Raw genomic sequence first — 16,317 nt, 5'->3', positions numbered from 1 at the left:
GGTGTTAGCGCCGACGCAAAACTGACCCACCCACGCCGACTGAAAACTGACCCACCCGGGCGAGGATGGCGGTCTTTTGGAGGCCGCCTGGATGTTGACCCAGGAGGAAGCGATGGAAGTCAGAGTGTTGGCCCGACAGGGCAAGGGAGTACGGGAGATCGCGCGGGATCTGGGGATCTCACGCAACACGGTGCGGCGGTACCTGCGCGGGGCTGAGGCGCAGTACGCGCCCCGACCGAAACGGGCAACCAAGCTCGCGCCGTACGAGGACTACATCCGGGCGCGGCTGGCGGCGGCGCACCCGGACGTGATTCCGGCCACAGTGCTGCTGCGCGAGCTGTCCGAGCAGGGCTACACCGGCGGCATCAGTCAGCTCAAGGCTTTCATGGCGCCGCTGCGCCGGGCGCCGTCCGATCCGGTGGTGCGCTTCGAGACGGCGCCGGGTGAGCAGATGCAGGCGGACTTCACGACGGTGCGGCGCGGCCGTGACCGGCTGGTCGCCTTCGTGGCGACGCTGGGCTACAGCCGCACGACCTACGTGCGCTTTGGCGATGACGAGAGCTTTCCGGCATGGGAGGCCGGGCTGGTCGGCGCGTTCGATTACTTCGGCGGCGTGCCGCAGCACGTGTTGTTCGACAATGCCAAGCCGGTGCTGCTGGACCGCGACGTGTACGGCCCGGGTCGGCACCGGTGGAACCCGCAGATGCTGGCCTTGGCCGAGCAGTGCGCCTTCACCCCGCGGGTGTGCCGCCCGTACCGGGCACGTACCAAGGGCAAGGTGGAGCGCTTCAACAGCTACCTGAAAGGCAGCTTCGTGGTGCCGCTGGCAACGACCCTGCGCAGCGGCGGGCTGGTGCTGGATGTGCAGACCGCCAACCGCGAGGTCCGCCGCTGGCTGGACCAGGTGGCGAACCGGCGCACGCACGGCACCACCAAGGCCCGCCCCTGCGACCTGCTGGTGCATGAGCGCCAGCACCTGCAGCCGCTGCCGGGCGGCGTGATGATGCGGGGGATGCCACCCGCCCTGGCCGCCCGGGTGCTGCCGTTCCCGTCGATCCAGCATCCGCTGTCGGTGTACGGCGAGTTGATGGAGGCGACGGCATGAACCTGCAGCACGACCGGGTGCAGGCGCTGTGCGAGCAGCTGCGCCTGCCGGCGATCGCCGCCCAGTGGCCGGCCTTGGCCCAGCACGCGGTCGCGACCGAGACCAGCTACGGCGAGTTTCTGGAGCAGGCGTTGCAGGCGGAGATGGCCGCCCGCACCGAGCGCACCCGCCAGACCCTGCAGAAGCTGGCCACGCTGCCGTCGGTGAAGACGCTGGAGGCGTTCGACTTCGGCTTTGCTGCGGGCGTGTCCAAGCCGCAGGTGATGGAGCTGGCGACGCTGGCCTTCATCGAGCGCGCCGAGAATGTGGTGCTGCTGGGGCCATCGGGCGTGGGCAAGACGCACCTGGCGATCGCCTTGGCGATGCGCGCCGTCCACGCGGGTATCAAGACGCGGTTCCTGTCGGCGGCCGACCTGATGCTGCAGCTGGCATCGGCCAACGCCCAAGGGCGGCTGCGCGAGTACTTCAACCGCGCGGTGCTGGGCCCGCGGCTGCTGATCGTCGACGAGTTGGGCTACCTGCCGTTCGGCCGGGAGGAAGCCAGCCTGTTCTTCAATGTCGTCGCCAAACGCTACGAGCGCGGCAGCATGATCCTGACCAGCAACCTGCCGTTCCCGCAGTGGGCCGGCGCATTGGCCGACGACGCAACCCTGACCGCGGCCCTGCTGGACCGGCTGCTGCACCACGCCCACATCGTGCAGATCAGCGGCGACAGCTATCGGCTGAAGGACAAGCGCAAGGCCGGAACAGTGCGGCCGCAGGGCACTACTTGAAGGCCCAGGGTGGGTCAGATTTCAATCGGCGATAACGGGAGCAAGTGGGTCAGATTTGAGTCGGCGTTGACACAGGATCTGCTCGTCCGGCGGCGCGAGGTTGGTCTCTAGCAAAAAGTCCACAGTCAGTCCCAGGGCAGCTGCAATCTTGATCAGCTTGTCCGCCGAAGGATTAGGACTCTCTCGGTTCTCGATCTCCCATAGGTAGCCTTTACTAGAGCCGGTGGCCTCGGCCAGATCGTCCAAGCTCAAACCCATCTCCGTGCGACGCGCACGTATCTTCTCGCCTAACACTGAGGGCATGACGTCTCCGTTAGCAGTCGGTCACTATACGCTATAACGAACAAAAAAATACCGGTTGACAAGACAACCTCGACGCTGTCACGCTGGGGCCAAGTTCGATATCCCGAACGAAACTGTGCCTTTAAGGAGTGAACATGAACGAGATGTCGCGTCCGCCTGATGTGGCGAAGCATACCCCCACCGTTCGACTCAATGGCGAGTTGGTTGCTCTTCTGGATCGCACCCCCACGGGTGAACAAGTTCTCAACGCTGCCGGACTGCGACCGGCCTCGGCATACGCGCTACTGCACTGGCCGACCAGGGGGCCAACTCGGGAGATTGGGCTGGAAGAGGTGCTCGCCTTGCCCAGAGCGGGGCAGGTGCTCGAATACTTCGCGATCCGTGCCGATGGAGTGTCGTATTTCGTGCTGGACGAGGAGCGCTATGCCTGGGCCGGTCCGTTGGATCTCGACACTCTGATGCGGGTCGGGAGAGTCGACAGCGCAGTGGAGCTCTGGCAAGAACGCCATGATGAACCGGATCGACGGGTGCTTGAAGGAACGCGCGTCGATCTAGATCGAGAGGGCGTGGAGCGCTTCTACACCCGCAAGCGCGTATGGACACTGGAAGTTCAAGGTGAGACGACTCAGTGGGACAACCCGCGCGTGCTCGTGCGCGACGCGATCATCAAGGCCGGTTTTGATCCCAGCAAGGCTTGGACGATCAAGTTCAAGGTCAAGGGTGCGCCGATACGCGACGTCCAGCAGATGGATACCATCGACCTGAGCGAGCCTGGTGTGGAGCGTCTCCGTGTTCGCCCCTCGCACGTGGACAACGGTGATGGTTCGAAGGAACCGCGCCGCGATTTCAGTCTCTTAGCCGCCGATGCTACGTTCCTCGCCACCTCGGGGTATCAGTGGCACACCATTGTCGACGGCCAACGCTGGTTGATCGTGGACAACTATCCGTTGCCTGCCGGCTATAACACTTCTACCTGCCGGCTCGCAGTAGACATGCCACTGAATTATCCGGCCGCGCAGTTGGACATGTTCTTCTGTGATCCGGCTCTGCAGATCAACGGGGTGTCACCGCCCCAGACAGGGCACCGTCAGCCCATCAACGGAGTGGTATTTCAGCGTTGGTCACGTCATCGAGGCGCCGGAAGCGCCTGGTGCCCGGGCGTGGACAATCTCGCAAGCCACTTTGCCTTGATCGAGCATTCGATCGGCCGTGAGGTGGGTGCATGAACCGAGCTAGCACATTGGTAATGGCTGGGGCGGATCACGTCCGCCTGTTCGAACATCTGTTTCCTGGCGACGGCAAGGAAGCCGCCGCCGTCTTGGCGTGCACCCGGGTGCAGGGCGGGCATCTCAAGTTGCTTGTGCGCGAGGTGGCCCTAGTCCCCCATGAGGATTGCGCGCGAAGCTCAATTCGCATTACTTGGCCGGCGGATGTTCTGGACGTATGGCAGGAGCGAGCAGAGATCGAAGGCCTTTCGCTGATCCTTGTGCATTCGCATCCTGGTGGCTACTTAGGGTTCTCGGACACGGATGACGAAGCCGATCAAGGCGTAATGCCTTACCTCTTCCCGTTTGGACGTCCCGATGCGGGAGAAGGTCTGTGGCACGGCAGCGCCGTCATGACGCCTGACGGCGCGATGCGAGCGCGACTCTATGACCGCGCCAACACTTCGTGCCCCGTCGACTTGGTCGCAGTCTACGGCGACGACATCCGGTTTTTCTGGGGAGATCAGACAAGTAGCGGTCCGCGCCCCATGGCGTTCACCGAGGAGATGCGTGACGAACTGAAGAAGCTATCGATTGCTGTGATAGGAATTTCCGGCACCGGGAGTATCGTGGCCGAACAGCTTTTGCGGTTGGGCGTCGGCAAGTTGATCGTGATCGATCATGACAAAGTTGAGCACCGCAACCTCAATAGAATTCTGAACACCACACTGCAGGATGCACGCGATGGACGTGCCAAGGTCGAGGTGTTCAAGGCTTCCGCCGCATTGAGCCATCCCGACACCGAAGTCGTTGCGTGCGCGAAACGCCTTGGCGACACCGAGGCAATAGAACTGGCGGCCCAAGCGGACATTCTTTTTGGCTGCGTTGATAGCTATGACGGCCGCCATTTGGCGGATCGGCTGGCAACTTGCGCAATCCAGCCTCTATTTGATGTGGGAGTGCTTATACCGGTCCGCCACCCGCCAAGGGGGGCGATTATTTCTAACATCTGCGGACGAGTGGACTACGTCCAACCTTTGGGCTCAACACTGTCTGATCGCGGGGTCTATACCCCCGCTCTCCTAGCCGCTGAGTATCTGCGCGAGGTCGATCCGGAGGCACATGCGGGGCAGGTCGGGGAGGGTTACATGCCAGGCACGCAGGAACAGGCACCTTCGGTCATCACCGTCAACATGATTGCTGCGAGCTTTGCCGTGCAGGAATTTGTGGCTAGGGCATATCCGTATCGGTCCGAACCAAGCCAACAGTATGCGCGCATTGAGTTTGACCTCGTGGATGGCGAACTCACGGTTCTGTCGGAAGACACGTTTGTAGCAGTTCGTTCTTCAGACTACGCCACAGGCTTGGGCTCGCCGTTGCTGGGCTTACCAGCACTCGAGGATCTCCGATGCACATCCTGACTGCTTTGCGCCGCGCTTGCATATGGATCACCGGTTGGTGGCGCTATGACCTTAAGATTGTTGAGGTCAACGGGGATGAGCTGCCTGCATTGATCGAAAAGAAGACGCTCGTTCGCATGATGGATGAAGGGATGGAGTGGTCCGCCGCTATGCTATGTCCATGCGGCTGTGGTGAGGTCATCGAGTTGACACTGTCCCGAGACGTGAAGCCACGTTGGGACTTGCGCGGAAGCCGCCGTAAGCCGACTTTGCATCCCTCAGTTTGGAGGAACGTCGGATGCCGCTCTCACTTCTGGGTTAGAGGTGGGAGAGTAATCTGGGTTGGCAGTCGGCGGGCTTGAGGGTTAGTGATAACGCGGCGTTTGGGCAAATAACGCATGTCGGCTATCTGCCGCACCGTAATAGAATTCTGGCGGGCCTACTCCCCGCCCGTTGCTACGGATACACCTTTGCGTCAGGCGACAAGCGACTGGCGAACTGTCCGCGCCGATACACCGGCAGCTCGACCGCTGGCCTGTATAGCGCAAGCGCGTTCGCCTGCCTCACCCGCACAGCATCGGGCTTGCGGTGGTAGTAGTTGTCTTGCAGCACCGGAACCCGCTTGATCACTGAGTGCCCCGTGATCAAAGCGATCTCCTCCGCAGGCACGCCCTGGTTGTCGAGCTCGGTGGACAAGGTGTGGCGGAAAGCATGGAAGGCCACGCCCTTCGGAAATCCCAGCTCTTTGAGGTAGCTTCCGAACTGGTTGAGCAGACCTTGGCTGTAGCGCGCATTGGTCTCACCCGTCGTCCGGTTCACCCCGGCCGATAGATGCGGGAACAGGCGAGGGTGCCCGAACGCCTGCATGTCAGCCAGGAAGTCCAGCAGTCCGGCGTCGAGCACCGGCTGGGGGATGGGGATCCGCCGCACCGATGACTTGCCCTTCAGGCGCTGTCGGCTCTTGGGTCCACTGCTACCCACTAGGTCCTCGTCCATCGTCTTTCGGATAGCCAGGCACCACACGCCCCGCTCCTGCAGGATGTCGGCGACCTTCAGCTGCGCGACTTCATTGATGCGGGCGCCGGTATACAAGCCCAAGATCGGTCCCCACCAGCGGTGCGGGAACTTGATCGCCCAGGGCACAAAGATGTCTGGGTTGAAGATGCGTTGCAGGTCCTCATCGCTGAAGAGCCGCTCAGGCTTGTTCGGGTCCTCCACCAAGTCCTTCTTTGACTCGCCGAATGCATCCATGGGCGAGAAGGCGATGGCACGTGCCTTCACCAGGCGGGTGAAGAAAGTGGTCAGGAACCGGCGATGCAGCTCGAACGTTGAGTGCGCCGGGCTGACCACTCGTGCCTTCTGGCCAAGCATGATGATCGACTCCACTGACATGCCGCGGTAGGCGTCATCGGAAGTGAGGTTCGGTGGTGCCCAGCGCAGAAGATCCCACAGGGTGTAGATGTGCTTGTGGTCGATCCTCGACACCGGGATGTCGCCACAGGCCATCGTGAGGATCTGCAGGGTGCGTCCCGCCGCCTTGACCGTGTGCGGCTGAAGATTGCGGCGGACCATGTCCGAAAGGTAGTCGGAGACCTCGACTGAGAGGAGCCTGGCGGGCGCTCCCATTGGCAGCGGCTCGGGGTAGCGCGTGCCGTCCTTGCCGACCCGCCGGCGCCCGGTTCGCTCAACTGCGGTGTGGAAGAGCTCCTGCAGGTTGATCGCCGCTTCCCGCCCTGCGATCTCGATATCCTCGAATTCAATCCGACCGATACGAACCCGGCGCATGCGCAGCGATCCGAAGGGCTGGTCGATGTAGGTGTCCAACTTGCTGTCAGGTTTCAGGTTCATCTGGTTTCTCGTGGCGGGCAACTACAACTGTGATAGGCCAGCCCGAAAAACCGTCAACAGCAAAAATGACTGCCAAAGGCAGGGATATTGTTGCCTTAGGCGTTGGGTTGTAGGTGATTAAATGTGGTCGTAATCGACTTGTGAATTGTGGCTGCGACCAGTGGGCAAGCTATTGTTGTAAAAAGAAAATGTCGGCTGCAGCGCTCGTATGTCTGGATAACATACCATAGTGTTTATTAGTCATTTTTCAGACGTCTAGGCATCGGGGAAAATCGGTTTAAAGAACATCTCTGATTTGTGATGGGCGTCTGGTTTCGCAGCGACATTCCGCCGGACCTCTTAGGCATCGGAACTCGCACTTTTCCGCGGTCATATTGCCGATGGAAGGAGGGATGCCAAATACATGGTCGCGGGCATGACCGTGCGGGAGACAGCAGAAGCATCGGGCGTAACCGTTGCTACCGCGTTTCGCTGGCGGCATCGGTCCTGGAAGCCATGAGCGAAATGAACCCGGTCGACTTGTCCGGCATCGTGGAAGCGGATGAAACGTTCTTCCGAGAGAGCGTTAAGGGCCGGAAGAAGGGCATGCCCCGCAAGTCCAAGAGCCCGGGAGAACCTGCGAGCCAGCGCGGGTTGTCGCGAGAGTAGATCCCCGTTCTGGTGGCTCGTGATCGCTCCACCGGCAAGACCCTGACCCAAGTGTTGCCCTCACGCACGGGGCGGGATATCGGCGTGGTGCTGGTGCCTGCGCTGACCGCGGATGCGGTGCTCTGTTCTGACAACGCCAGCGCCTACCGCACGCTTTCCAAGGCCGCAGGCATCGAACTGCGTTGCGTGCCCGCCAACCCCAAGAAGAAGGGCAAGGGCGAGGTCTACCACATCCAAAATGTCAATGCTTACGACAGTCGCTGGCTGGATGTTCCGGTTTCGCGGTGTGGCCACCAAGAACCTGCCGAACTACCTGGGCTGGCATCGCTATCTCGATGTGCCGAAAACTCGTCCTACGCCGAAGAAGTTCTTGACCGGAGCACTGGGCGACTAACCTGGCCATTGACACTGGCCATTTTTAGGGTAGAAAAAGGAGAGTTAACTTTCCGGAGTCGCCCAATGGCTGCAAAACCTGTTGTCCCACCTGTAGCCGATCCTGCCGTCGTCTTGCAAGCCTTCAAGGCGATTGATCGCAAGAGGCGCAAGCTATGGCAGGGGGAAGAAGAAGTCCGCGTCGCCTGGATTAGTGCTTTGGAGCAGGCCACCGGCTTTGATTTCGAGGCCGAGCGGCAGAGACGCGACAGCAGCTACAACAATGTCGTCATTGAGTTCAAGGGGCCTGGTCTCTTCAGGGGCAGCGATAAGAGCGCCAAGTTTACAGAAGCAACGGATAAGCGCCTGCTGCCCTACATCAAGTCATTAGCCGAGCAGCAGGGTCTCCCCCAGGCAGACTTCATTGGCATCGCCATTGACGGTGAGCACCTTTGTTTCACCCAGGTGCGGGACGGGACTATCCATTCTGGCCACCTTCTTCCTTTCTCGGTTGAATCGGTTGGCTTGGTGATAAATGCTTGCCTCGATAGCACAAGGCCGGCAGTTGAATCTTCCAACCTGATCCGGGACTTTGGCCACGGCTCGCAGGTGGCGACCGGCGTTATGCAGGTGTTCTCTGATGCGCTCTCCGCTGCATTGAATGATCCAGAAAGCTCCAAGATCAAGATGCTTTACGAGGAGTGGAAGAGCCTCTACGGCCAAGTGGCAGACCTTACCGCTGATCAAAAAGCAGCCATCGATAAGGTGCTCAACTTTGCATGGATTGGCCCCGCCAAACAAAGCTTGTCTGGCCGACTGTTCGTCATCCATTCCTACAATTCGCTGTTGATCAAATTGCTTGCTGCAGAAATTGTATCTGCTCACAACTTGACTGCGGAGAAAGCGCCGGCAGAAGCGATGTGCGCGCTGCTTACGCCAGACCAGTTGCTCCAAAAGCTCGAAACAGATATCGAGGGTGGACGCCTTTTCAGTGGGTCAAACATCAACGGGTTCGTTGAGGAGGCAATTTTCAGTTGGTATCTGGAAGCGGGCAAAGACAAGCGGTATCAAGCGGATCTTGTGCAGTCGCTCAAGGCCTTGCTTGGCAAGTTGGCGCTGTATCGCACCGATCATTTAGACCGCCAGCGCGACACCCTCCGCGACTTCTATCAAGACCTGGTGCCAGAAACCTTGCGCAAGAGCCTGGGTGAGTTCTACACCCCTGATTGGCTGGTTGACTTCACCGTTGATCAAGTCAAAGACGGGCCTTGGCTGGGCAAGCGCTATCTTGATCCAACCTGCGGGTCGGGAGCCTTCCTCATTGCCTTATTGAGGCACAAGAAAAAGGAAGCCAAGGCCAACGGGCTTGGCGCAGAGGAAACTATCAAGGCGCTATGTAGTGAAGTGTGGGGGTTCGATCTAAACCCGCTGGCGGTCCAGACCGCACGCGTCAATTTTCTCATGGAGATTGCCGATCTACTGAAAGAAGCACCAGGCACCACGATTGAGATCCCCGTCTTACTCGCGGACGCCATCTATTCACCTGCTCCCGATCCGGTTGAAGGTCAAAAGATGGTTCCTTACGAGATTGGAAGTAACCAGGCCAACTTGAAGATCAAGCTCCCGGCTCCCTTGGCGTTCAATCGTGAGCGCTTGGATGCCGTGCTTGAAGCCATGGGCGAACAAGTTGAGCTAGACCAAGAATTCCATACGGTCCAGGCCTTGCTGCTTACATCGGACCTTGTCTCAGAAGAGGAAGGAAAAGACTGGGCGCTCCCGCTGCACGAAACCTACGATCAAGTGCTCAATCTTCACCGCAAAAACTGGAATGGCATCTGGTTTCGGATTGTTCGCAACTTCTTCTGGTCTGCCACTGCTGGGAAATTCGACGCAATCGTTGGCAATCCACCGTGGGTCCGATGGTCCAGTCTTCCGGAGGCTTATCGTGATCGCGTCAAGGACGTCTGTAATGGATATGACATCTTCTCCAAGACCAAGCATCACGGCGGCAACGAGTTAGATATTTCCGCGATGATCACTTACACCGCGGGCGACAAGTGGCTGAAGGAAGGCGGCAAGTTGGCGTTCGTGATCACCCAGTCCGTATTCCAAAACCCGTCATCTTCCGGATTTCGCAATTTCCGCATCAATGACAGCGGCAACCTCGTGCCTGTGAGCGTCGATGACATGAAGGCATTAAAGCCCTTTCCGGATGCTGCCAACAAGACTGCTGTTGCTGTATTCGAGAAGACGACACGGCCGCCCAAATATCCCGTCCCGTATCGACTTTGGGATGCAAAAGAGAAGCAAGAGCTAGACAAGCATGGCCGCAAAAAGCGTGAAAGCCGGTCTATCAATCCTGCGTTGTCGCTCGAGAAGGTTCTGAGCCTCACGGTTCGCATTGCTATGGATGCAGACCCTATTTCAGGCGGCGGCTCTCCGTGGGCAATCTTACCCACAGGGAGGTTTGCCCTATTGCAACCAATGGCGCAGGTCGAAGAGACGACTTGGGTTGAGGGTCGCAAGGGCATTACGGTTGACCTAAACGGCATCTACTTCGTCAAGGTGTTAGACGAGAACAAGACCGATAAGCTTGTCCAGATCGAATCCAGGTCAGAAGCTGGCAGGACTGACATTGGCCCTGCTCGCCGAGCTTGGATCGAGCCCAACTGGCTCCATCCCCTGATCAAGGGCGCCGCTGATTTCCAGCCGTGCTACTTACAGCCCGCCGATGAACTGTTTGCTATCGTCCCTAACAAGGGGATCAAGAAAGCAGACTTTGAGAAGGCAGCGATTGAGTTCCAGTCTTTGAAGAACACCAGGGCCTATCTCAACCACTTCAATAAAAAGGGCAATGAGCTACTAGAACGGCGCTCCACATACCGAGGTCGAATGTCGTCAATGGGCGCTCCGTATTACGCCATTTACAATGTTGGCGAATTTTCCTTCAAGCCATGGAAAGTCATCTGGGCGGAAATGTCCGGGAAGTTCAGTGCCGCCGTTGCCGGTAGCGCCAATGTCCCCTTGATTGGCAAACGCCCCTACGTTCCGGATCACAAGATCTTCTTTGTGGCACTGGATAACAAAGCCGAAGCGCATTACCTCTGCGGCATCCTTAACTCGACAACGGTTGCTGAGTTCGTTGAGAGCCACAACGTGGCCATCCAGGTCGGCAACATCTTCAAGCACATGCGGCTGCCTCGCTTTGACCAAACAGACCAGGATCATCTGGACCTTGCCGACAAGGTAGAAGTCGCCCATAAGGAGGCGGACGCCATAAAGCGTGGCGTGATCGTCGATGAGATCCGGAAGATGGCTGATGCTTTGATGGAGACCTGGCTTGTTGGCCTTCGCCAGCCACTGGCTGCAAAGCCAAAAAGGCTACTTAAAAGCTAGATCAGTAGATCTAAACTGCTTGAATTTAAAAGGGCCCTTAACCGGGCCCTTTTTCTTATTTAGGCTACCGCACCAACACGCAACGCGAACAGAGCCTTGTTTTAAGTGCGCCAAGAGGCACTGCCCAAACCATATGGACCCTGCCGCCGACTACCGACACTTCACGGAACCCCATACGAGCGTAGAAGGCTCTAGCTGGGTTTTCCTCGTAGACGCGGAGCTGTAGCCGCTTGAACGCTCGATGGGTAGCAGCCAGTTGAGCCTGATGCACAGCCCAAGTGCCGATCCCCATGACTTGGTGCTGGGGAAGCACCTGGAGATCCCTGAGGCCCAAGGCATCTTGCTCAGGCAGGAGTCTCATAAGGCCGACTACGTCGGCCCCCGCCACAATCATACGGTTCTCAAAGTCCTTCCAGCTCACATGGAAGCGAGTCGAGTCCCAAGCGATACCTCTTTTGGCGAGGTATCCATGCATGTTGTTGCGGCTAAGAGCCTCACAGAACTCGCGTTCTTCGTCAGTGGCAAGCCGGAGCGTGAGCTTCATTGCTACGTGACATCGGAAGTGGACCCATCTGCGGGCGTTGGCTAGACAATGCCTCAGTATCGCCTTGGCTGGTAGCGGGTCCTGTCCGTGATTGCTGCTAGGAGCCGTAGACTGCTTTCGGGGCTCCTTTAGGAACGACGCATGAAGGTCTTTATCAGTTCCCTGATCACCGGCATGGAGGACGAGCGGGCGGCTGCCAAGCTTGCGATCGATAACTTGGGGCATGAGCCAATCATTGCCGAGGATTTCGGCGCCAAGGCCAGTTCCCCACAAGTGGCTTGCCTGCAGGCCGTGCGCAGTGCAGATTTGGTGGTGCTGGTGCTGGGAGCGCGGTATGGAGCCAGGCAGCCGTCCGGGCTTTCGGCAACCCACGAAGAGTATCGGGAGGCGCGTGGCAGCAAGCCCATCCTTGTCTTCGTTCAAGACGGGGAGGTCGAGGCGGACCAAGCGGATCTCATCGCTGAGACCGGGTCATGGGAAGGCGGGTTCTTTCGAGACAACTTTTCAACGGCGGAAGATCTACACAGGAACGTGACCCGCGCGCTTCATCGACATGTCTTGGCGCACGCCGCAGCCCCTTTGGATCCCGAAGCACTCGCACGCAGGGCCAAAGCGCTCATGCCGAAGCCTTCTCGAGGACACTACTCTTCCGACAACGCCTTGCACTTGGTAGTTGCTGCCGGTCCTGAAGCCAGCATTCTTCGGCCAACTGAGCTTGAAGGCCCATCGCTCCGTCAAGCCATCCAGCAGCAGACCATGTTCGGACCCCGTCCGATCTTTGACACTCGCCATGGCGCCGACAGTCAACTCCGTTCTGATGCGTTGGTGGTGTTCCAAGAGGCCAGAGGCGGCACGCGTGCGGAAGTCGTTTTGTGGCCAACAGGGGATATCCAGCTTCTGTTGCCACTTACCGAATCGCATGGCGCCGGCTTCTCAGCGGTGATTGAGGAGGAGGTCGCCGATCGGCTGCCTGCCGGGCTGGCATTCGGTGGCTGGCTGCTGGAGCACATTGACTCAACTCAACGCATCACCCACGTCGCCCTGTGCGCGGCCGTGACAGGGCAGGGTGGAATGGGTTGGAGAACCCGCGCTGAGCAAGCCGCCAGCCCGAATGGTGGTTCATTCGACTCGCTCGGTCGCGAGGAGGAGCGCGAGCGGCCAGTGATGCTCCAGCCGGCCCATGCACCTCGCGCGGCCTTGGCAATGGACACGCAGCGCATTGCAGAAGATCTCGTAGCTCTGCTGAGGCGTAGGTGGAAGGCCACCGATCGCTAGTTGTTGCGACGGCGACACATGAACATCAGGAGGTCAAATGAAGTTGCCAGCTCATGCATTCGCTGAGATATCCCCCATGGACGTCCTGCCTGGGCAGCTTTTCAAGTTCCGGGGCGGCTGGGCGCTGCGCGTGACCTATCGAGAAGCCACCCAAGGCTTCTTGATGCTGAGCGGCGAGCGTGCTGGCTGGGTGCATGAAATCGCGGCAGGTATGTCTGCGGTGATTGCGATTGTGCCGGCGTTTGGCTGGTTCCCCCTGGTCGAGGACGAAACCCCGACAACCGATGCACTTCTTACGTCGACACTGATGCTCACGGAAGCAGGGCCTGCGATCTGCGGTGTTGGCCAGGAGGTAGACGGCCCCCATCGCGTGCGCCGCTATGAGCAATGGTCCGCCGAGTTGTTCCACGAGTCTCGACCGTTTGTCAGCCTCGGCACTCTATTGGAGGTAGACAGGCGAGGGCAGCAGCGCTGACCTGTGCTGTAGGTCCAGCGGAATCCCGGTAGCTCGCACGGCACTCCCACGGCTTGGGCCTCTTGATTGGGACCCTAGCGCCCCTGCCAGTCAGACAAGGGGCAAGCCCTTCTCCACTTCGTTTCGACCCACGCTGCGCGCCGCTGTCGCGGTGCTCGCTTACGGGTGTCAGCCAGGCCGACGGGTCGCTGACTGGCTCCCACGAGGCATGTCGCCTTGGGAGACGGAACCATGCGAACCAAGACCAGCAAGACCGAAGAAGACCAGATCCTCGCCGCCGCCGAAGCCATCCACCTGCGCCGCCTGAAGCGCCTAGGCAAGGTCGCAGAGCCTAGTGAAGCAGGACACTACCTCCGTGCCCACTGCGGCCACCACGCCCGCGAAGTCTTTGGATGCCTGTTCCTCGACAACCGCCACAAGATCCTGGCGGTGGATGATCTCTTCTACGGCACGATCGACGGCACCGAGGTGCATCCCCGCGAGGTCGTCCGGCGCGCACTGCTGATCAACGCATCGGCCATCGTGGCCTTCCACAACCACCCTTCGGGCAACCTTGAGCCCTCCGCGGCCGACCGGGCGGTGACGGCCCGCCTGAAGCAGGCACTGGCACTCGTCGAAATCCGGCTGCTGGACCACTTCGTGGTGAGCAGCGAAGGCTTCACGAGCCTCGCCGCTCGAGGCTGGGTCTAACGACCCAGCTCCTCTGGTGGGTATGCGCCCCACCAGAGGAGATTTCCTACAACCCGTTCCGTGAGGACCCTACTTCTAAGCTGGGGCGCGTGAGCGAAGCTGCATTTGTCGCCGAAGCCATCGCACCCGCTTAGAGCGAAATCAGAAAGGACCATGTCAGGCCGACACAAGACGGCCGGCACCTGGAAGGGGGCTGGCGGCAGGGATACCACCGCCACCAAGCGCCTCAGCGACAGAAGCCCCCGGTTGGGGGCTTCACTTTTTAGCGCGACTTATCGCTGCCTTGGAGTTCTTTCAGGAGCGCCAGCGCTTCTTTTTGCTTGCGCGGGGGCAGCTGCGAGATGACCAAAATGGCTTCCGCAACCGTGTCTGACGACGCGACGAAGTAGGCCGCCGGCAAATCCAACAGCTTGGCCAAGCGCTCAATGGTGTCTAGGTCAGGCGTGTGCATGCCACGCTCGTAGCGGCTGATCCTGGGCGCGGCGGTGCCTGGGTCGTCCTCGTCCAGCCCCAGCAAGCGCTGGCCGAGCTGGGCCTGCGTCCACTCCTTCGCCAAACGCGCAGCCCGGAGGCGGCGACCCAAGGCGCTGGGGGTGGGAAGGGCTGCGGGCATCCGGGAGACACGAGACGTTGACTCCGCGAAGTTTGCCTGCGTAAGGTTACCCCGTCATTTGCGGTGAACGCAAATAGAGAGAGGGGGTAAGGATGAAACGAAAGATCACCGTGCTGGTGGCTGGACTTCTGATGGTGGGCACCGCGCAAGCCGGCCAGTCGCTGTCGTGCCAGATCAAGGAGCGCGCACAAGAAGGAGTGGCTTTCTCCTGGAGCCATGCCCATGGCGAGGCCGAGGGGCCGGACACGATCCCGACCGCGATCGGCGTCATCGGGCAGACCGAAGGCCCGGGCTTCACCACAGCCATCACCTTGAACGGTGAGCTCATCGCGCTTCCGCCGGAGCACGCCGGCTTGGTCCGCTACGGAAAGGTCTACGCCATCGATGATCAGGTGGCCCTGGCCTACCTCGTCGAGCGCTCCCACGACTCCTCGGCCTCGCCAAGCGAACTGGTGTTCCTGGTCGACGCCAGCGGCACTGTCTCCAACCTCGAGCTGCAGCCCGGCAATGCCGAGCCGGCAGCCGGCCACTGCAACCTGATCCAGTGAGGAACCCTATGAAGAAGATCTTGATGGCCGCCACGGCGGCAGTGTTGTTGTCCGCGTGCGCGGCCGGCCCTGGCAACGCCGATGTCGAAGATGCGCTGGGTCGGTATGTGGAGGAAGCGGGCGGTGCGGATCCGGTCTTCGAGGATCTCGAGGTGGGGAAGTGCGAGGAGGCCAGTCCGGGTTATGCGTGCTCGGTGACTGGAAAGCTCACGGTTGCCATGGGCCGGCGAACTCAGACCGACGACTTGGTCGGAACCTTCGTCTTTGACGAAGTGGATGGCCACTGGCGGGTTGTGGGTCAGCGCTAACCGGATGCACCACTACGCGGGCCAGCGGCCCGCAGCAAAGAGAGACTCATGGGAACCAAAATGATCCTGAAGCTGGTCGCCACCGCCGCGATGGTGGTGATCCTGCTGCAGCTGCAAGGTGTCACTTTCTACTTCGCCGCGCTGCTCTTCACGCTGGCGGCCATCCTGCTTTGGGTGCTGCCGGCGCAGATGGCCCGCTACAAAAAGAACCTTGATCCGGGATTCCAGACGGCATTCGAGCACGACCACATTGCGCTCGACACCACCAATCGCAGGCTGTGGATCCGAGATCCGGCACGTGGCCAGCGCTACCTGGAGCCGGGGGACATCAGCACCATCCGAACGGGGCTTGAGAGCGTGAGGGGCGGGAGGGTGCACCAGCGCATCGAGTTCCAGATCCACGATCTGGAGCATCCGGTCTGGCATGTGTGGTTCGACCGCCACTCCGAAAGCCGGCTCAAGGGAAGCAACCGCAACTCGCACGAGCGCGACGAGTGGTATGCCCGGATCAAGACCTGGGCGGGGCTGAAGAACATGCACTGAGGGCCGCTGCTGAAGCTCCGCTAGCCGTGGCTGCTGCTGCTCGCTTTAGGCCCGCAGAGCGCCTTATGCTCGGGGCGCCACCATTCGGTGGCGAGGAGAAGCGCAATGGCGAAGAACGAGAAGACCGGACCGAAAGCAGCGAAGGCCGCCAGTGATGTAATGCGTGATGGCCGGACCGGAGCAAAGTCAAAAACGGCTGCAGGCTCCGCGTTGAGCCAGGCTCCCGACAAGGGCAAGAAAAAGAAGTAGGCGTTCCCGACGATCAGGCCGG

Annotated in this window: 18 protein-coding genes and 1 pseudogene; 15 read left to right on the top strand and 4 right to left on the bottom strand. The window is 60.1% G+C overall.

The window, feature by feature from the left end; all coding sequences use genetic code 11:
• Positions 1–91 precede the first annotated feature (91 nt).
• Both istA and istB read left to right on the top strand, forming a co-directional pair.
• The gene (gene istA, locus B5D37_RS10730; protein WP_078758737.1) at positions 92–1,105 is read left to right on the top strand and encodes an IS21 family transposase; all 1,014 of its coding nucleotides are present in this window, start codon (positions 92–94) and stop codon (positions 1,103–1,105) included.
• Positions 1,102–1,878 (top strand): IS21-like element helper ATPase IstB, encoded by a 777-nt coding sequence (gene istB, locus B5D37_RS10725; protein ID WP_078758725.1) that lies wholly within the window; start codon positions 1,102–1,104, stop codon positions 1,876–1,878. The genes istA and istB overlap by 4 nt, the downstream gene beginning before the upstream one ends.
• A 21-nt stretch (positions 1,879–1,899) precedes the next feature.
• On the opposite strand, the gene B5D37_RS10720 is transcribed toward istB, so the two are convergent.
• Entirely contained in the window at positions 1,900–2,181 is a 282-nt protein-coding gene (locus tag B5D37_RS10720; protein ID WP_078758724.1) for a helix-turn-helix domain-containing protein, read from the bottom strand.
• A gap of 134 nt (positions 2,182–2,315) precedes the next feature.
• Between B5D37_RS10720 and B5D37_RS10715 the strand changes: the two genes are divergently transcribed.
• The 3 genes from B5D37_RS10715 to B5D37_RS15275 are packed head-to-tail and all read left to right on the top strand — an operon-like array spanning position 2,316 to position 5,148.
• Positions 2,316–3,407 (top strand): multiubiquitin domain-containing protein, encoded by a 1,092-nt coding sequence (locus B5D37_RS10715; protein ID WP_078758723.1) that lies wholly within the window; start codon positions 2,316–2,318, stop codon positions 3,405–3,407.
• The gene (locus B5D37_RS10710) at positions 3,404–4,807 is read left to right on the top strand and encodes a ThiF family adenylyltransferase (RefSeq protein ID WP_078758722.1); all 1,404 of its coding nucleotides are present in this window, start codon (positions 3,404–3,406) and stop codon (positions 4,805–4,807) included. Before B5D37_RS10715 ends, B5D37_RS10710 begins: the two co-directional genes overlap by 4 nt.
• On the top strand, positions 4,795–5,148 hold the full coding sequence (locus tag B5D37_RS15275; protein ID WP_425478052.1) for a ubiquitination-like system serine protease family protein: 354 nt from the start codon (positions 4,795–4,797) through the stop codon (positions 5,146–5,148). Before B5D37_RS10710 ends, B5D37_RS15275 begins: the two co-directional genes overlap by 13 nt.
• A 94-nt stretch (positions 5,149–5,242) precedes the next feature.
• On the opposite strand, the gene B5D37_RS10700 is transcribed toward B5D37_RS15275, so the two are convergent.
• On the bottom strand, positions 5,243–6,634 hold the full coding sequence (locus B5D37_RS10700) for a site-specific integrase (RefSeq protein ID WP_078758721.1): 1,392 nt from the start codon (positions 6,632–6,634) through the stop codon (positions 5,243–5,245).
• Positions 6,635–7,037: 403 nt separating this feature from the next.
• On the opposite strand from B5D37_RS10700, the gene B5D37_RS15270 reads away from it, so the two are divergent.
• From B5D37_RS15270 to B5D37_RS10695, 3 genes and pseudogenes are all read left to right on the top strand, one after another.
• A complete protein-coding gene (locus tag B5D37_RS15270; RefSeq protein ID WP_425478051.1) occupies positions 7,038–7,133 on the top strand; it encodes a helix-turn-helix domain-containing protein in 96 nt (31 codons plus the stop codon).
• Positions 7,134–7,507: 374 nt separating this feature from the next.
• Positions 7,508–7,676: pseudogene (locus B5D37_RS15265) on the top strand (IS1595 family transposase); the annotation flags it as partial.
• A gap of 65 nt (positions 7,677–7,741) precedes the next feature.
• Positions 7,742–11,050 (top strand): Eco57I restriction-modification methylase domain-containing protein, encoded by a 3,309-nt coding sequence (locus tag B5D37_RS10695; protein WP_078758720.1) that lies wholly within the window; start codon positions 7,742–7,744, stop codon positions 11,048–11,050.
• Positions 11,051–11,114: 64 nt separating this feature from the next.
• Here B5D37_RS10695 and B5D37_RS15260 read toward each other — a convergent pair whose 3' ends face one another.
• On the bottom strand, positions 11,115–11,525 hold the full coding sequence (locus tag B5D37_RS15260; protein WP_425478053.1) for a GNAT family N-acetyltransferase: 411 nt from the start codon (positions 11,523–11,525) through the stop codon (positions 11,115–11,117).
• Between the two features lie 210 nt (positions 11,526–11,735).
• Here B5D37_RS15260 and B5D37_RS10685 point away from each other — a divergent pair, with 210 nt between their 5' ends.
• The 3 genes from B5D37_RS10685 (at position 11,736) to B5D37_RS10675 (ending at position 14,034) form a co-directional block, all read left to right on the top strand.
• A complete protein-coding gene (locus B5D37_RS10685; RefSeq protein ID WP_078758719.1) occupies positions 11,736–12,869 on the top strand; it encodes a DUF4062 domain-containing protein in 1,134 nt (377 codons plus the stop codon).
• A 37-nt stretch (positions 12,870–12,906) separates the two neighbouring features.
• On the top strand, positions 12,907–13,344 hold the full coding sequence (locus tag B5D37_RS10680; protein ID WP_078758718.1) for a hypothetical protein: 438 nt from the start codon (positions 12,907–12,909) through the stop codon (positions 13,342–13,344).
• A 231-nt stretch (positions 13,345–13,575) separates the two neighbouring features.
• Positions 13,576–14,034 (top strand): JAB domain-containing protein, encoded by a 459-nt coding sequence (locus B5D37_RS10675; protein ID WP_078758717.1) that lies wholly within the window; start codon positions 13,576–13,578, stop codon positions 14,032–14,034.
• A 262-nt stretch (positions 14,035–14,296) separates the two neighbouring features.
• Here B5D37_RS10675 and B5D37_RS10670 read toward each other — a convergent pair whose 3' ends face one another.
• Positions 14,297–14,647, bottom strand: coding sequence for a helix-turn-helix domain-containing protein (locus tag B5D37_RS10670; RefSeq protein ID WP_078758716.1), 351 nt, complete (start codon positions 14,645–14,647; stop codon positions 14,297–14,299).
• 92 nt (positions 14,648–14,739) lie between these two features.
• On the opposite strand from B5D37_RS10670, the gene B5D37_RS10665 reads away from it, so the two are divergent.
• The 4 genes from B5D37_RS10665 (at position 14,740) to B5D37_RS14945 (ending at position 16,295) form a co-directional block, all read left to right on the top strand.
• Complete coding sequence (locus B5D37_RS10665; RefSeq protein WP_078758715.1) at positions 14,740–15,195, top strand: hypothetical protein; 456 nt, start codon at positions 14,740–14,742, stop codon at positions 15,193–15,195.
• A gap of 8 nt (positions 15,196–15,203) precedes the next feature.
• Positions 15,204–15,503, top strand: a complete 300-nt coding sequence (locus B5D37_RS10660; RefSeq protein ID WP_078758714.1) for a lipoprotein — start codon at positions 15,204–15,206, stop codon at positions 15,501–15,503.
• Between the two features lie 48 nt (positions 15,504–15,551).
• Entirely contained in the window at positions 15,552–16,046 is a 495-nt protein-coding gene (locus tag B5D37_RS10655; protein ID WP_143814266.1) for a hypothetical protein, read from the top strand.
• A 105-nt stretch (positions 16,047–16,151) separates the two neighbouring features.
• The gene (locus B5D37_RS14945) at positions 16,152–16,295 is read left to right on the top strand and encodes a hypothetical protein (protein WP_200809232.1); all 144 of its coding nucleotides are present in this window, start codon (positions 16,152–16,154) and stop codon (positions 16,293–16,295) included.
• Positions 16,296–16,317: the final 22 nt, after the last annotated feature.

The sequence above is a fragment of the Lysobacter spongiicola DSM 21749 genome, from assembly GCF_900167055.1.
GTDB classification, from domain to species: Bacteria; Pseudomonadota; Gammaproteobacteria; order Xanthomonadales; family Xanthomonadaceae; genus Novilysobacter; species Novilysobacter spongiicola.
This window is presented reverse-complemented; position numbering and strand designations above follow the sequence as displayed.

Excerpts from the sequence above, each read along its gene's own strand:
- B5D37_RS14945 (WP_200809232.1), top strand. The coding sequence starts at position 16,152 with ATGGCGAAGAACGAGAAGACCGGACCGAAAGCAGCGAAGGCCGCCAGT.
- B5D37_RS10685 (WP_078758719.1), top strand. The coding sequence starts at position 11,736 with ATGAAGGTCTTTATCAGTTCCCTGATCACCGGCATGGAGGACGAGCGG.
- B5D37_RS10710 (WP_078758722.1), top strand. The coding sequence starts at position 3,404 with ATGAACCGAGCTAGCACATTGGTAATGGCTGGGGCGGATCACGTCCGC.
- istB (WP_078758725.1), top strand. The coding sequence starts at position 1,102 with ATGAACCTGCAGCACGACCGGGTGCAGGCGCTGTGCGAGCAGCTGCGC.
- B5D37_RS10680 (WP_078758718.1), top strand. The coding sequence starts at position 12,907 with ATGAAGTTGCCAGCTCATGCATTCGCTGAGATATCCCCCATGGACGTC.
- B5D37_RS10675 (WP_078758717.1), top strand. The coding sequence starts at position 13,576 with ATGCGAACCAAGACCAGCAAGACCGAAGAAGACCAGATCCTCGCCGCC.
- B5D37_RS10720 (WP_078758724.1), bottom strand. The coding sequence starts at position 2,181 with ATGCCCTCAGTGTTAGGCGAGAAGATACGTGCGCGTCGCACGGAGATG.
- B5D37_RS10655 (WP_143814266.1), top strand. The coding sequence starts at position 15,552 with ATGGGAACCAAAATGATCCTGAAGCTGGTCGCCACCGCCGCGATGGTG.
- B5D37_RS10700 (WP_078758721.1), bottom strand. The coding sequence starts at position 6,634 with ATGAACCTGAAACCTGACAGCAAGTTGGACACCTACATCGACCAGCCC.
- B5D37_RS15260 (WP_425478053.1), bottom strand. The coding sequence starts at position 11,525 with ATGCATGGATACCTCGCCAAAAGAGGTATCGCTTGGGACTCGACTCGC.
- B5D37_RS10715 (WP_078758723.1), top strand. The coding sequence starts at position 2,316 with ATGAACGAGATGTCGCGTCCGCCTGATGTGGCGAAGCATACCCCCACC.
- B5D37_RS15270 (WP_425478051.1), top strand. The coding sequence starts at position 7,038 with ATGGTCGCGGGCATGACCGTGCGGGAGACAGCAGAAGCATCGGGCGTA.
- B5D37_RS15275 (WP_425478052.1), top strand. The coding sequence starts at position 4,795 with ATGCACATCCTGACTGCTTTGCGCCGCGCTTGCATATGGATCACCGGT.
- B5D37_RS10660 (WP_078758714.1), top strand. The coding sequence starts at position 15,204 with ATGAAGAAGATCTTGATGGCCGCCACGGCGGCAGTGTTGTTGTCCGCG.
- istA (WP_078758737.1), top strand. The coding sequence starts at position 92 with ATGTTGACCCAGGAGGAAGCGATGGAAGTCAGAGTGTTGGCCCGACAG.
- B5D37_RS10670 (WP_078758716.1), bottom strand. The coding sequence starts at position 14,647 with ATGCCCGCAGCCCTTCCCACCCCCAGCGCCTTGGGTCGCCGCCTCCGG.
- B5D37_RS10665 (WP_078758715.1), top strand. The coding sequence starts at position 14,740 with ATGAAACGAAAGATCACCGTGCTGGTGGCTGGACTTCTGATGGTGGGC.
- B5D37_RS10695 (WP_078758720.1), top strand. The coding sequence starts at position 7,742 with ATGGCTGCAAAACCTGTTGTCCCACCTGTAGCCGATCCTGCCGTCGTC.